At 63.7% G+C, this 14,607-nt stretch carries 16 protein-coding genes; 10 read left to right on the forward strand and 6 right to left on the reverse strand.

Going from position 1 to position 14,607, the window contains the following annotated elements; all coding sequences use genetic code 11:
- Positions 1–3: 3 nt before the first annotated feature.
- The gene (locus AC1RRE_RS02325; RefSeq protein WP_492979443.1) at positions 4–828 is read left to right on the forward strand and encodes an endonuclease/exonuclease/phosphatase family protein; all 825 of its coding nucleotides are present in this window, start codon (positions 4–6) and stop codon (positions 826–828) included.
- A 5-nt stretch (positions 829–833) separates the two neighbouring features.
- Here AC1RRE_RS02325 and AC1RRE_RS02330 read toward each other — a convergent pair whose 3' ends face one another.
- The 4 genes from AC1RRE_RS02330 to hslV form a co-directional block, all read right to left on the reverse strand.
- A complete protein-coding gene (locus AC1RRE_RS02330; protein ID WP_492979444.1) occupies positions 834–1,622 on the reverse strand; it encodes an SDR family NAD(P)-dependent oxidoreductase in 789 nt (262 codons plus the stop codon).
- A 49-nt stretch (positions 1,623–1,671) separates the two neighbouring features.
- Entirely contained in the window at positions 1,672–2,280 is a 609-nt protein-coding gene (locus tag AC1RRE_RS02335; protein ID WP_492979445.1) for a PAS domain-containing protein, read from the reverse strand.
- Positions 2,281–2,413: 133 nt separating this feature from the next.
- Positions 2,414–3,730 (reverse strand): ATP-dependent protease ATPase subunit HslU, encoded by a 1,317-nt coding sequence (gene hslU, locus AC1RRE_RS02340; RefSeq protein WP_492979446.1) that lies wholly within the window; start codon positions 3,728–3,730, stop codon positions 2,414–2,416.
- Positions 3,727–4,281, reverse strand: coding sequence for an ATP-dependent protease subunit HslV (gene hslV / locus AC1RRE_RS02345; RefSeq protein WP_492979447.1), 555 nt, complete (start codon positions 4,279–4,281; stop codon positions 3,727–3,729). The genes hslU and hslV overlap by 4 nt, the downstream gene beginning before the upstream one ends.
- Before the next feature lie 258 nt (positions 4,282–4,539).
- On the opposite strand from hslV, the gene AC1RRE_RS02350 reads away from it, so the two are divergent.
- A complete protein-coding gene (locus AC1RRE_RS02350) occupies positions 4,540–5,412 on the forward strand; it encodes a hypothetical protein (RefSeq protein ID WP_492979448.1) in 873 nt (290 codons plus the stop codon).
- A gap of 179 nt (positions 5,413–5,591) precedes the next feature.
- Positions 5,592–6,473, forward strand: coding sequence for a hypothetical protein (locus tag AC1RRE_RS02355; protein ID WP_492979449.1), 882 nt, complete (start codon positions 5,592–5,594; stop codon positions 6,471–6,473).
- Here AC1RRE_RS02355 and AC1RRE_RS02360 read toward each other — a convergent pair.
- A complete protein-coding gene (locus AC1RRE_RS02360) occupies positions 6,457–7,311 on the reverse strand; it encodes a hypothetical protein (RefSeq protein ID WP_492979450.1) in 855 nt (284 codons plus the stop codon). The two genes, AC1RRE_RS02355 and AC1RRE_RS02360, sit on opposite strands and share 17 nt — an antisense overlap.
- A gap of 176 nt (positions 7,312–7,487) precedes the next feature.
- Positions 7,488–7,955, reverse strand: a complete 468-nt coding sequence (locus AC1RRE_RS02365) for a helix-turn-helix domain-containing protein (RefSeq protein WP_492979451.1) — start codon at positions 7,953–7,955, stop codon at positions 7,488–7,490.
- Positions 7,956–8,456: 501 nt separating this feature from the next.
- Between AC1RRE_RS02365 and AC1RRE_RS02370 the strand changes: the two genes are divergently transcribed.
- The 7 genes from AC1RRE_RS02370 to hisA all read left to right on the forward strand — a co-directional run bounded on the left by AC1RRE_RS02370 (position 8,457) and on the right by hisA (position 14,597).
- On the forward strand, positions 8,457–10,775 hold the full coding sequence (locus AC1RRE_RS02370; RefSeq protein ID WP_492979452.1) for a methyl-accepting chemotaxis protein: 2,319 nt from the start codon (positions 8,457–8,459) through the stop codon (positions 10,773–10,775).
- Positions 10,776–10,992: 217 nt separating this feature from the next.
- Positions 10,993–11,475, forward strand: coding sequence for a hypothetical protein (locus tag AC1RRE_RS02375; RefSeq protein WP_492979453.1), 483 nt, complete (start codon positions 10,993–10,995; stop codon positions 11,473–11,475).
- Positions 11,476–11,563: 88 nt separating this feature from the next.
- Complete coding sequence (gene hisB, locus AC1RRE_RS02380; RefSeq protein WP_492979454.1) at positions 11,564–12,154, forward strand: imidazoleglycerol-phosphate dehydratase HisB; 591 nt, start codon at positions 11,564–11,566, stop codon at positions 12,152–12,154.
- Positions 12,155–12,163: 9 nt separating this feature from the next.
- A complete protein-coding gene (locus tag AC1RRE_RS02385; protein WP_492979455.1) occupies positions 12,164–12,625 on the forward strand; it encodes a DUF2628 domain-containing protein in 462 nt (153 codons plus the stop codon).
- The gene (gene hisH, locus AC1RRE_RS02390) at positions 12,622–13,269 is read left to right on the forward strand and encodes an imidazole glycerol phosphate synthase subunit HisH (RefSeq protein ID WP_492979456.1); all 648 of its coding nucleotides are present in this window, start codon (positions 12,622–12,624) and stop codon (positions 13,267–13,269) included. Before AC1RRE_RS02385 ends, hisH begins: the two co-directional genes overlap by 4 nt.
- Positions 13,270–13,305: 36 nt before the next feature.
- Positions 13,306–13,854, forward strand: a complete 549-nt coding sequence (locus AC1RRE_RS02395; protein WP_492979457.1) for a GNAT family N-acetyltransferase — start codon at positions 13,306–13,308, stop codon at positions 13,852–13,854.
- A gap of 5 nt (positions 13,855–13,859) precedes the next feature.
- Positions 13,860–14,597, forward strand: a complete 738-nt coding sequence (gene hisA, locus AC1RRE_RS02400) for a 1-(5-phosphoribosyl)-5-[(5-phosphoribosylamino)methylideneamino]imidazole-4-carboxamide isomerase (protein WP_492979458.1) — start codon at positions 13,860–13,862, stop codon at positions 14,595–14,597.
- Positions 14,598–14,607 lie beyond the last annotated feature (10 nt).

The raw sequence follows: 14,607 nt of genomic DNA on the forward strand, positions 1-14,607 counted from the left end.
CGCTTGAACGCCGAACGGCCACCTCCCGAACTGCCCACGGTGCGGGTCCTGACCTGGAATGTCCATGCCGGCATCGGCCCGGACGGGCGCTACGACCTGCCGCGCATCGTGGCGCTGGTGCGTCGGCACCAGCCCGACATCGTCGCCCTGCAGGAACTGGATTCACGCGGCCGCGGCGAGACCTCGCCTTTCCAGTATCTGGCGCAGGCGCTGGGCAGCCATGCCGCCGAGGCCAAGACCATCGTGGCGCCGGACGGCTATTACGGCCATGTGCTGATCAGCCGCTGGCCGATGACGGAAACCGCCGTGCATGATCTCTCGGTCTCAAAACGTGAGCCGCGCCGCGCTATCGAGACGACGATCCTCACGCCCGTGGGCCCGCTGCATCTGTCGTCGGTGCATCTGGGGCTTGGCATCCGCGAGCGTCGCAAGCAGGCGGCGATCCTCTCGGCCATCGGCGGCACGGCGCGTGGCACCACGGTGATGCTGGGCGATTTCAACGACTGGTTCATCTATGGCGGCGTGCGCCGTGCGCTCGCCACCATCCTGCCCGGCCGCACCAAGCTGCGCAGCTTCCCGGCGCGCTATCCGCTGTTCATGCTGGACCGGATTTATTGCCGGCCGCGTCAGGCGCTGGTGAACTGCTGGGTCGATCCGCTGGGCCAGCGCGTCTCCGACCATCTGCCGGTGATCGCCGATATCCGGCTGGAGCAGGCAGCGCCCGGGCCGCAGCCCTTCAGCCTGCCGGAAACGCTGGCCGAGGAAGCCCTGCTGCTGCCGGCAGCCAAGGCGCTGGCGGATATCGCGCCGCCGCCCTTCATGCGCTGAACCGATTACGCCTTATGCGGCAGGCGCGGCGAAGCCAGCCGCATGCCGCTGTCGATCAGCAGCGTCTCGCCGGTGACATTGGACGCCGAGACCAGGAAGAACAGGATGCTGGCGGCGATGTCGTCGGGTTTGTTGGTGGTGCCCAGCGGCGCGAAATGCTGCCAGTTCGCCTGCGCCGCTTTGTAGGCCGCTTCGCCCATGCCCTGCTGCAGCCATTCGCCCTCGACGAAACCGGGGCAGACGGCATTGATGCGCACTTCAGGCCCCAGCACGCGGGCCAGGCTGAGCGTCAGGCCGTTCAGCGCGGCTTTCGAGGCGACATAGGCCAACGACGATCCGGTGCCATAGACGCCGGCGATGGACGACACGTTCACCACCGATCCACGGCTGCTGCGCAGATGCGCCTCGGCGGCGCGCACCATCTGGAACGGGCCGATGGTGTTGACGGCGAAGATGTCCTGGAAGTCCTGCGCCGACAGGCCGGCGAGATCGCGATGGGCGACGAACTTGGTGGTGCCGGCATTGTTGACCAGATAGTCGAGCTTGCCGAACTGCCGCACGGTCTCATCCACCACGCGGCGGCAATCGCCATCCTCCGCCACATTGCCCTGCACCAGCAGCGGCGTGCCGCCGGCGGCCTTGGCCGCCTGCGCGATCTTGTCGGCGGCTTCGCGGTTGCGCGAGAAGTTGATGGCCACGCTGCAGCCGCGGGCTGCCAGCTGCAGTACGGTGGCGGCGCCGATGCCGCTTGAGCCGCCGGTCACCAGGGCCACGCGGCCATTCAGATCGCTCATCCGTTGTTCTCCCCTTATTCAGGAGACAAGCAAACGACGGCGCGTGGTTTTATGCAATGGCCTGCACGGCGCGGCCGTCGAACATGGCCGGCGTGCCAAAGCCCAGGTCGACGAAGGCGCGCTTGCGCACCTCGCGGTATTTGGAGAACTCAGTGTCCATGCTGCTCTGCCAGCCATGGTCGCTCTGCGGCACCAGCGTGACATAGAGATAGCGGGGCCGTCCTGGCTCGGCATCGTCGCAGGCCGGCAGGTTCACCACCTCGCAGACCACCTCCTGGCCGAAGCGGCCGGTGGTCACCAGCTCGGTCATCATGCCGCAGCGATGGGTCATGCAGGCGACATAGGCTTCGGCCGCCGTGGCATGGCGCGCCGGCGGCACGAAATCGAGATAGGGTTTGCCGGTCGGATTGGTGCCCAGCAGTTGGATGTAGGACTCACCCGCCAGCCGGTAGCGCGGCTGGTCTGGAATCTCGCAATCCATGATTGCCATATGTGGCAGGCAGGGCCGCAGTCCGGTGGGATCAATGGCGCTGCGGATCGGCAGCGAGGTCTGCGCGAACAGGGTCGCGTAATAATCCAGCAGCTGCAGGGATACGGGATGCTGCAACCGGCGACGCGCGTCTGCCAGCGATGCGAACCGCCCCAATTCCTCCGTCATGAACGGTATTCCCCCGAAGCCGCTGCCCGGCCCGATGCTTGAAATGATTGCATCGATTCTGAAGCAAAACCACCACAGCGGTCAACGGCCATCAGTGTGACGGTTACGTCGCCGTTACACCGATGCCGTGCGACTAAAGGATATACTTGCTGAGGTCGCTGTCCCTGGCGAGATCGCCGATGCGCTGCTGCACATAGGCTGCATCCACCGTCACTGTCTTCCCGGCATGGTCGGTGGCGGCATAGCTCACCTCCTCCAGAACGCGTTCCAGGATGGTGTGCAGCCGGCGGGCGCCGATGTTTTCCACACCCTCGTTCACCTCGAAGGCGATCTGCGCCAGCGCATCGACGGCATCGTCGGTGAAGCTCAGCGTCACCTGCTCGGTGCCCAGCAGCGCCGTATACTGCTTGAGCAGGCTGGCTTCCGGTTCGGTCAGGATGCGCTTGAAGTCGTCGCGCGTCAGGCCCTTGAGCTCGACGCGGATCGGCAGGCGGCCCTGCAGTTCGGGCAGCAGGTCGCTCGGCTTGGCCACCGAGAAGGCGCCGGATGCAATGAACAGGATATGGTCGGTTTTTACCGCGCCATGCTTGGTGTTCACGGTGGTGCCTTCGATCAGCGGCAGCAGGTCGCGCTGCACGCCTTCGCGCGACACATCGCCACCGCCGCGATATTCGCTGCGGGCGCAGATCTTGTCGATCTCGTCGATGAAGACGATGCCGTTCTGCTCCACGGCAGTGATCGCATCCTTCACCAGGCCGTCCTGGTCGACCAGCTTGTCGCCCTCTTCCTGGGTCAGCGCTTTCATCGCTTCGCCCACGGTGGTCTTGCGCGGCTTGCCGCGCATGCCGCCGAAAGCCTTGCCCAGCATGTCCTGCAGGTTGGACACGCCCATCTGCGCGCCCGGCATGCCCGGAATCTCGAACAGCGGCATGCCACCGCCGCTGCTGTCCTTCAGTTCGAGTTCGACCTCGCGCTTGTCGATCTCGCCCTCGCGCAGCATCTTGCGGAATTTCTGCCGCGTCTCGACGCCGGCCTTCTCGCCCACCAGCGCATCCAGCAGGCGTTCCTCGGCGGCGAGTTCGGCGCGCGCCGTCACATCCTTGCGCTTGGCCTCGCGGATCATGGTCAACGCGCCTTCCAGCAGGTCGCGCACGATCTGCTCGACATCGCGGCCGACATAGCCCACTTCGGTGAACTTGGTCGCTTCCACTTTCAGGAAAGGTGCATTGGCCAACCTGGCCAGCCGACGCGAAATCTCGGTCTTGCCCACACCGGTCGGCCCGATCATCAGGATATTCTTGGGCAGCACCTCATCGCGCAGCGCATCGGGCAACTGCTGGCGGCGCCAGCGGTTGCGCAGGGCGACCGCGACGGCTTTCTTGGCATCCTTCTGTCCGACGATGTAGCGGTCGAGTTCGGAAACGATTTCACGCGGCGAGAACGAGGTCATGACAGCTTTTCAACAATGACGTTGCGGTTGGTGTAGACGCAGATATCGGCGGCGATGCCCAGGCTCTTGCGCGCGATCGCCTCGGCATCCATGTCGTCGCGATCGATCAGCGCGCGTGCGGCGGCCAGCGCATAGTTGCCGCCCGAGCCGATGCCGATCAGGCCGTCTTCCGGCTCCAGCACGTCGCCGGTGCCGGTCAGCACCAGCGAGACCGAGCGGTCGGCCACCGCCATCATCGCTTCCAGGCGGCGCAGATAGCGGTCGGTACGCCAGTCCTTCGCCAGCTCCACACAGGCGCGCGCCAGCTGGCCCGGATGGCGTTCCAGCTTGCTTTCCAGTCGCTCGAACAGGGTGAAGGCATCGGCGGTGGCGCCGGCAAAGCCGGCCAGGATCGAACCGTCGCCGATGCGGCGCACCTTGCGCGCATTCGACTTGATCACGGTCTGGCCCAGGCTGACCTGGCCGTCGCCGGCCAGAACGACCTGGCTGCCCTTGCGGACGGCAAGAATGGTGGTGCCGTGCCAGGTCGGCACGCGATCTTCACTGCTCATGTCGGGAAACCTCAGCCTTGAACTGCGTTTCATGTAGGTGGGTGACAACGGTGCTGCAAGATGCGGCCGGGCCGGCGGCTGTCACAGGAAAACGATCTGGTAATCCGGCGGGGTGAGCAGCATATGGGGAGTCGCGTCGTTTTTGATACAATCGCTAGGCGGCCGAGGTTTTATTAACATATTGTAGACTCGACGGATTTTCAGACTCCCCATAGACTTGTCCACATCGGGGCAGGCAGCACCGGTGGGGGTTTCAGAATGAGTTACCTGATTGACCCGAAGGGTCAGTGGTATCGCTGGCCATCAGCCACGCTGATGGAGGAATACGGATATGCCGATCCGGATTTCGACTTCCCGGACTATGCAAGCCGCAACCTGGGCTTTGTTTCGTTGCAGGTGGAGGACGATGTCACCGTCCTGAAATTCCGCACCGGCGCGCTCAGCCCGATCATCCGCGATATACTCAGGCCCTATCTGGCAAAAACGGCCGCCGGGAAACCGGTGCGTCTTATCTTCTATGCCAATGGCTGGATGGAAGAGGCCTATCTGCAGGCCGCTCCGCTGATCCGGCGCATTGATGAACTGGGGCAGTTGCGCGACCTGCGCCTGCGCGAGCCGTTCATCATCAAGTCGCAGCGGCCGCGCGCCTGGTTTTACAGCGCGCATCGCAATCTCAGCAGCCTGTTCCAGATCTGGCGTTTCACCGATGGCGTCTATTCCGAAGGGGTGCAGCGGTTTCTGGACAACAGCGGCCTGATGGCGCGCACGGTGTTCCTCTCCGGCGATGACGAACGCCGGATGTATGTCACCTATTCAGGCGCCCGCTTCACGCTCTATCGCTCGTTTTCCATCCAGAAGACCATCGGTCTTCATATTTCCGATCAGCCCGACAGGGCTTATGGCCGCTGGGTCGAGCAGTCCTATCTGGCGACGCGGCGCACAGGCGAACCTGCCTTCGACGATATCGATGCACTCATCACGGAGCCGGGTTATGACCTGCAGCGCCGACGCTACCAGCGGCTGCTGCTGCCGTGGCGACAACCCAACGGCGACATTCTCATTACCGGAAGTTCGATGTTGAATCACAATATCGACATTCCGCTGGACGCTGCCAGCAGCACCGCGCTTTGAAGGGCCCGGCATGCTGCGTTTCGGTTGTACCGCAGGGCATATATGCCTTTACAACCGCTGGTCTACACCGCAGGTGCGATAGGTCGAAAACAGGCTGTAGACCGAGCCCCCTCGACTCATGGCGGGCCCTGGCCTAGAATTTCGCGACCGGTGAGGCAGCACCGGCAGGGGCGTCGATAATGAACTATCTGATCGATCCGAAGGGTCAATGGTATCGCTGGCCATCAGCTACGCTGATGGAAGAGTACGGCTACCCCAATCCGGATTTTGATTTTGCCAGCTATGCAAGCCGCAACCTGGGCTTTGTATCGTTGCTGGTCGAAGATGATGCGACTCTTCTGCAGTTCCGCGCCGGCATGATTGGCGCACCGACGCTCGACACACTGATTCCCTATCTCACCAAGGCCGTCGCCACCAAGCCCGTTTTGCTGGTGTTTTACGCCAGCGGCTGGCTGGAGGAAGTGTATGTCGAAGCCGAGCCGCTGCTGGCCCGCATGACGGAACTCGCATCGCTGCGCGAGCCCCGGATGCGGGACAAGTTCATGCGTGCGGGCCTGGACCTGCCGTACTGGTCCCATCGCGGCCAGAAGCCGCTGGTCGGACTTTACGAACTGTGGCGCAGCAACGGCGGCCTCTATGATGCGGGTGTCGTCCAGTATCTTCGGCGCAGCGAGCTGATGGATCGCACGCTGCTGGTGGAAGACCGTCCCGATATCGGCCTGACGCTGAAATTCTCGGGTGATGGCTTTCTTGTCTATGACAATTTCAAGCTCGGCCAGATGATTGGCCGCCGCCTGACGGATCAGCCCGATCCGGCCTATGGCCAGTGGACCGCGCTGTCCTATGCTGAATGTCTGAAGAATGGCGCGCCGCTGGCCGATGATATCGATGCGATCATCGAGGCCGACGGACATGATCAGCGGCGCCGCCGATACCAGCGGCTAATTCTGCGCTGGCATGACGGCAATGGCGGTCATTTCTTGTCCGGTAGTTCCCTGATCACGCCGCAGATTTCTCTGCCGCTGAGTGATCGTCCCGCTTCCCTCAATTCAGAAGCGTAATCGCACCCGTCGTCTGTGCGGATTTGGCGGACGCGCGTTTCTCGCTGCGTTCGATGGCGGCGGCCAGCGTCTCGGGGAATGCACGGACATCAGCGAGCAGTTCTTCCCGCGGCATCCATACCAGCGCTGCTTCGCAGCGATCTGCTACCGGCGCCTTGAACCACAGGATGCCCGGCTCGACGCGCTCATAGCCATAAGCCTGCGCAACACCCTTCTCGACCAGGACGTTGTTGATCAGGCTGAAGGTGTATTGCGTGTCCCACTTGGTCAGTGCAAGTGCACGTGAAATGCGCGGCAGGATCATCGGCAGCATGCGCTTGCGGTAATCGGGATGAATCCAGGTGCCGCCCGAGAACACGACATTGCCCTTGATCGTCTGTGCGCTGGGCGATGTGATGCTGCAGGTTTCGCCGTCGCGTTTCTGCTCATCGGGACGCGGATAGAACAGGCGCAGCGATGCGATGCACTCGGCCAGCGTTTCATCGCCGAGCGCGAAAAAGCGCGCGGCCTGCGTGCAGACGATTTCACCGTCTTCGTTGCGACCGATCATGCAGAAGCCGTTGGTCTCGTTGATACCGCCGACATGATGTTCGAAGGTCGGGACAAGGCGATGCCAGCTCGGGCGATTTTCCTGGTTGATTGCTTCCAGCAATTCGAAATCCGTGCTCAGGCTGAGATAGATGCCGCGATCGCGCGCCGCCTTGTCGGCGGAGAGGAAAAAGCGGCCAAGCTCGGCCAGCGGGCCATGATGCAGGGTGATCTGATCGGGTAATCGGGGATGAACAGGCCGGCTGGTATCGAAACCAGCGGGCACAACTGGGCGGGAATAAATAGACATAAGGACCTCCGTTGAGTTGGGTGCACTCTCCGGATACGCCTATATAGTTAAAGTTCTTTGTGTGTTCGCATATATATAGTTGTGGCGTGCACGAGCCTCGGAGAGGCAGGCACAAAAAAACCGGGCCATGGGAGGCCCGGTTCCTTGGAGGTCGTAATTTTAAAGAGCGCTGGCGATCAGGCTTCGACAGCCGGCGTCGGCTCTTCGCCTTCGGCCTCGTCCTTGCCGCTATAGGAGGTGGCGGCCGCCTTGATCAGCTGGAAAATCCGGTCGCGCACCATCGGATCGGTGATCTTGCCGAAGTTGCGCACCAGTTCCAGGGCCTGACGGCGGGAAACCGGGCTTTTATCCTGCTCGATCTCCGAAACCACGGCATGTTCGGGCCGTGCGGTGGGCTGCTGCTCGATGCCGGGCATGTCCTCAAAGAAGTAGGACGGCGGCACGTTCAGGATCTGGGCGAACTGCTGCAGACGGCTGGCGCCGATGCGGTTCAGACCCTTCTCGTATTTTTGAATCTGCTGGAAGCTGAGACCCACAGAGGTTCCCAGCCGTTCCTGACTGAAGCCCGCCAGGGTCCGACAGGCCCGCAGCCGCGCCCCGACGTGCGCGTCGTACGGGTTCGGCTTACGCATCGACTTCTCCATCACAAGTGAGTCTCCGCTTTGAATAAGATGTAGTGTTTTTATCACCACTTGCTGTTCTCTGCCACCCGGTTGCATTTTGCGGCCCGGAGCAAAGCATCACGATTTCCGCGACTTATACTTTAACTCCAGAGACCAAATCCGCCTGCTGCGAGAATGGCTTAAGCAAGAAGCAACCATGACGTCAGGGTATGGTTGCATCATCTGGTGTCCTCTCGTCGTGCGGTAAAATTTTGATAACATGACTGCGCAGAATGGGACGAGCGCCCGTCTGAAGGCCCGCAGGGCCTGAAAAAATGTTCCTTGGGGGGAGCGTCGGATCGGCCAAGAACCGCGCCGTCATTACGCATGACAGCGCATTTTGTTCCGGTGCTGCAGGAGTTTGCGATGTTTTTGATGTGCTTTGTCCCTCGGGCCCGCCGCGCTCACATCATTTGTCCGCAAACCTGATCCCGTCATCACTGCGACTGCTGCCGGACCGCTTTGCCGTCCATGGAGAATCCTATGGCTGTTTCTGATCTTTCTGCCGACCTGCCGACTGATGACATCCTGCAGCAGGACGCGCCTGAAAAGACCAAACCCGTTCGTCGCGTGCCGCCGCTGGTCGCCTGGTTCGGACGACTGGGCATCAGGCTGCGCATCGCCATCGGCTTTGCCGCGGCGTTGGCACTGCTGACCATCGTCGCCATCGTCGCCATCTATGGCGTGCAGCGCGGCGGCGTGGCGTTCGGTAATTACGATCGCATCACCGCCAACAACCAGCGCCTGTCGCAGTTCGAACGCGATCTCGTCGATCTGCGCCGCAGCCTGCTGCTCTATGTCGAACGCGACGATCCGCGCGGCCTGCTGGCGGTGCGCCGGCTGGAACCGCGCATGACGGAAACACTGGATGGCCTGGTGGCCAGCGTGCAGGACCCGCAGCGCAAGGCCGCACTGGCTGAAACGGTGCCGCAGCTCAAGGCCGGTTTCGGCAAGCTGGCGCAGGCGATCGCGGCCCGCAACAAGCTGAAGGAAGTCGCGCGCCAGCTCGACGTCTACGGACCGCGCACGCGCGACACGCTGACCCAGCTGGTGAAGCTGGCGATCCGACAGAAGAATTTTGCACTCGCCACCGAAGCCGGCCTGCTGCTCGATGCCTTTTCAGAAATCCGCGTCGCCGCCACCGGTTTCATCGGCATGGGCGAGATGAGCCTCGCCAACGAGGCGCGTGGCAAGGTCGTCACCTTCGTCGACATGGTGGAGGACCTGAAGCCTGAACTCGATACCGACGAGCTGAAGAAGCTGGTTGCCGATGCGGAGAATTTCGCCAAGCAGTACGAAGCCAGCATCCTCAGTGCCGCGGCCGCGGCCGGCGACATGAATCGCCTGATCTACCAGGAGATCGAACAGGACATCGCGCAGATCGCCGATCGCATCGAGCAGGTCAAGTCGAGCCAGGACGAGAACCTGCTCGCCGAACGCCGTTCCGCCTCCAATGCCTTTGAGGCGACCTTCATCACCGTGCTGGTGATGTCGCTGGCGGCGCTGGCCACCGGCATTCTCTTTGCCTGGCTGATCGGCCGCAACATCGCCAATCCGATCACCGCGCTGACCGATGCCATGGGCCGGCTTGCCAAAGGCGACTACAGCACCGATGTGCCGGGTCTGCTGCGTGGCGACGAGATCGGTCGCATGGCTTCGGCCGTTGCGGTGTTCAAGGAAAACGGCGCCGAGAACGAACGCCTGCGCGGCGAGGTCGAGGTCGAGCGCCGTTCGGCCGAACAGGTGCGCGCCGAACAGGAAGCGCTGCTGGATCGCGCCGTGGGCGAGATTGTCACGGCGGCCGCGGCCGGCGATCTGGCGCGCCGCATCGACACTGCACCGCTGAACGGCGTGGCGATGCGACTGGGCGGCGGCATCAACCAGTTGCTTGATGCGATCAGTGGCGCCGTCAATGCGGTGGGCGGCGTTCTGGCCGGTCTTGCGGCAGGCGATCTCACGCGCCGCGTGGGCGGCGAATACAACGGCGTCTTCGCCAAGCTGCAGGGTGACGTCAACACGGCCGGCGAAACGCTGGCCGATACCATGCGGCAGATTGCGATGAGCGCCGGCACCGTGCGCGATGCCTCGGCGGAGATTTCGACGGGCAGCCAGGACCTGGCGAGCCGGACGGAAAGCCAGGCGGCGGCGTTGGAAGAGACGGCGGCCTCGATGCACGAGGTGACGGCGACGGTGAAGCAGAATGCCGACAACGCGCAGGCGGCCAACCAGCTCGCCGGCGTGGCGCGTGCCACCGCCGAAAAGGGCGGCGGCGTGGTGACCCAGGCGGTGGCGGCGATGAGCGAGATCGAGGGCAGCGCCCAGAAGATCAGCGACATCGTCGGCCTGATCGACGAGATCGCCTTCCAGACCAATCTGCTCGCGCTCAATGCCAGCGTCGAAGCCGCGCGCGCGGGCGAGGCCGGCAAGGGCTTTGCGGTGGTGGCGCAGGAAGTGCGTACGCTGGCGCAGCGCTCGGCCGATGCCAGCAAGCAGATCAAGACGCTGATCTCGGCCTCCAACGCGCAGGTGAAGTCGGGCGCGGCGCTGGTCAACCAGGCCGGCAGCTCGCTCACCGAGATCGTCAATTCGGTGAAGAAGGTGTCCGACATCGTGGCCGAGATCGCGGCCGCGTCGACGGAGCAGGCCCGCGGGCTGGAGGAAGTGAACGGCGCGGTGGTCAACATGGACGAGATGACCCAGCGCAACGGCGCCCTGGTCGAGGAAACCAACGCCTCGGCCCAGGCAATGGCGACCCAGGCCACCGAGCTGACCAACCTGCTGCAGCGGTTCCGGGTGGCATAACCGGGGGCGGGTTTCCGGGTCCGCCTACGACTTTATGCGAATGTTATCCGTAATAGGCGGTGTTCCGGAGCATTTCTGCTCGCCATGGACGAAATCGCTGGCTAGTCTGGCAGCGGAACTGCAAATGGCCTGAATGATCCGCCGTCAGACTGATTTCACCCTTATTCATCGATCTGCCTGCTCCGGCACCGTTTTTCTGGCCGAGGCCTGACCGCGTATGCGCGAACAGCTCGGCAAGGCGCTGGTTCTGTTGCAGGCGACACCCCTGCCGGCCGATCTGATCGACAATCCCGCCCGGACCGGGCAGTGGCTCACCACGCTGGGCAATCTTCAGCAGGCCGTCGTCACCTTGTATGGCGACATGCAGACGCCGCGCGGCGTGCCGGTGCAGACCCGCGGCGACCGCGTGATCCGCGCCTTTCATGCCATGATCGAGGGGCTGCCCCAGACCTGTCTGGCCGGGGTGTCGCCGGTGATCAAGCTCGGGCTGATCTGGCCGCTGCTGAGCGACCTGGAAAGCATCGAGCGCCGCATCCTCGGCACGCCGCTGGCCGAGATGAGCATGTTTACCGCCAAACTGACGCAATACCGCACGGCGGCGGCCACCATGGCCGCCCGCCATATGGCGCCGGACGAGCCGCCCGCCCGCCTGCGTCGGCCGGCTGAAATCCCTGCCGATCCCGGGGCTTCGCCCGCCTAAACCCGGTAGCGGCTCCTGCCGGTTCCTGCTATACCGCGCCCGATCCCGCCCATCCCTCCCGGCGGGACAGTGGTAAGGAGAGCGTCCCATGGCCCGTAAGGCCAGCGTTGCCCGGAAAACCAACGAAACCGAGATCTCGGTGAGCGTCGATCTCGATGGCAGCGGCACCTACAAGGTGTCGACCGGCGTCGGCTTCCTCGATCACATGCTGGAGCAGCTGTCGCGCCACAGCCTGATGGATCTTGAAGTCCAGGCGAAGGGCGACATCCATATCGATTACCACCACCTGACCGAAGATACCGGCATCGCGATTGGCGAAGCCGTGGCCAAGGCGCTGGGCGACCGCAAGGGCATCGTGCGCTATGGCGATGCGCTGATCCCGATGGACGAGACGCTGACCCGCGTCGCCATGGATGTGTCGAACCGCCCGTACCTGATCTGGAAGGTGGCCTTCACCAAGCCCAAGCTGGGCGACATGGACACCGAACTGTTCAAGGAGTGGTTCCAGGCTTTCGCGCAGAATGCCGGCATCACCCTGCATGTCGAGAATCTGTACGGCGAGAACAACCACCATATCGTCGAGTCCTGCTACAAGGGCCTCGCCCGCGCGCTGCGCACGGCTTTCACGGTCGACCCGCGCAGCCCCCATGCGGTGCCGTCGACCAAGGGCAAGCTGTAAGAGGCGTTCATGCGATTTTTCACCCTGCATGAGCGTCCCGGTCAGGCCGGCGGCGACGCAGAGCTGCTGGCCGTGAAGACCGGCTTCAGCTGGTGGGCGGCCGTCGTGCCGCCGCTCTGGCTGCTGCGCCATCGCCTCTGGCTTGGGCTGATCGCCTATATGCTGTTCAGCACCGTATTCGGCGTCGCCCTCGAACTCGTCGATGTCGCTGATCCGGCTGCCACCGCCATCGGCATCGCGCTCAGCCTGCTGATCGGCGCGATGGCGCATGACTATCGGCGCTGGACGCTTGGCCGCCATGGCTGGCGCATGGTCGGCGTGCTGCGCGCCGACGACGCCGAAGAGGCCGAAATCCGCTATTACCGCGATGGTGCGCCAGTGTCCGCGCCGCGCAAGACCGTGCCTGCTGGCGTTACCGTCACCTATCCGATGCGCGCCGGCACGGATGCCTTCCCGCGGCTGCTGTCATGATGAAGGTCGCACTGATCGATTACGGGTCGGGCAACCTGCGCTCCGCCGCCAAGGCGATCCAGCGCGCGGCTGACGAAAATGCCATCGCGCTCGATCTGAAGGTGACGGCCAAAGTCGAAGATGTGACGGCGGCCGATGCCATCGTGCTGCCCGGTGTCGGTGCCTTCGCCGACTGCTATCGCGGCCTCTCGGCGCTGGATGGCATGATCGATGCACTGAACGATCAGGTGATCACCCGCGCTAAACCCTTCCTCGGTATCTGCGTCGGCATGCAGCTGATGGCTGGTGTCGGCCGCGAGCATGGCGAGCATAAGGGTCTGGGCTGGATCGACGGTGCGGTGGAACTGCTGGTGCCAGCCGACGCTTCTTTGAAGGTGCCGCATATGGGCTGGAACCAGCTGCGGCTGCACAAGGCCCATCCGGTGCTGGCCGGTCTGGACAGCGGCGCGCATGCCTATTTCGTGCACAGCTATCACATGGTGCCGGCGCAGCCCGGTGCTGTGATGCTGGCCGACGCTGAGTATGGTGGCTCCGTGCTGGCGGCGCTGGGTCGCGACAATATGGTTGGTACCCAGTTCCATCCGGAAAAGAGTCAGGCCACCGGTCTGCGCCTGCTGGCGAATTTCCTGCGCTGGCGCCCATAAGGATCGGCCCGTAACGATGATCAGAGAAATCGCAGCATGAGCGCCGGACTGAAGAGCATCACGCCCACCGCGCTGGTCGAGAAGGTCATCGCGCTGACCGACGATGAGATCGATGAACTGTCCAGTGCCGCCGAGAAGGCGATCCTCGACGGCAATGGCTTTGGCTGGTTGAAAGTGCCGCCGCGCCGCGTGCTGGAAAGCTATTGGCGCGGCGTGCTGCTGATGCCGCAGCGCGACCTGTTCGTGGCGCGCCTGGATGGCGCCATCGTCGGTTCGAACCAGATCCTGCGGCCCTCGACCAACAACGAGGCCCAGGGACATAGCGTACAGGTCACCACCTTCTTCATCGCGCCCTGGGCTCGCGGCCATGGTCTGGCGCGCGGCCTGATGGCGCTGGCCGAGGAAACCGCCCGCGACGCCGGTTATCGCCAGATCGATCTCGACATGCGTGCGACGCAGGCGGCGGCGATCCAGCTGGCCGAGGGTGCGGGCTATCGCCGCTGGGGCGTGAAGCCGCAATATGCCTTCGTCGACGGGCATTTCGTCGAGGGCTATTTCTACAGCAAGACTCTTCTGGGCCTGTGACGATCATGAGCGCGCTCAACCTCTATCCCGCCATCGATCTGAAGAACGGCGAATGCGTGCGCCTGCAGCAGGGCGACATGGCGCGCGTCACCGTCTTCAACAGCGATCCCGCCGCGCAGGCGAAGCAGTGGGAAGATGCCGGTTTCAAATACCTGCATCTGGTCGATCTGGACGGCGCCTTCGCCGGCAAGCCGGCCAATGCCGCCGCCGTCACCGCGATCCGCAAGGCGGTCAGTCTGCCGATCCAGCTTGGCGGCGGCATCCGCGACGAAGCCACCATCGAACGCTGGCTCGACGCCGGCATCACTCGCGTCATCCTCGGCACCATCGCCGTACGCAATCCGGAATTGGTCAAGGCGGCTGCCCGCCGCTGGCCCGGCCGTGTCGTGGTCGGCATCGATGCGCGCTCGGGCCGCGTGGCTGTCGAAGGCTGGGCTGAGGCGAGCGACTTGGATGCCATCGATCTGGCGAAAAAATTCGTCGATGCCGGCGTTGCCGCCATCGTCTATACCGATATTGATCGCGACGGCCTGCTCAAGGGCGTCAATGTCACGGCCACTGCCGCCATGGCGCGCGCCGTGCCGATCCCGGTGATCGCATCCGGCGGCCTGGCCGGCATCGAAGACGTGATCGCGCTGAAGAAGGAAGCCGCCAACGGCGCCGGCATCGACGGCGCCATTCTCGGCCGCGCACTCTATGACGGCCGCATCGATCCTGCCGCTGCCCTCAAGGAAGCAGCATGATGGGAAGCGG

The sequence above is a fragment of the Ferrovibrio sp. GW821-FHT12D07 genome (genome assembly GCF_058807275.1).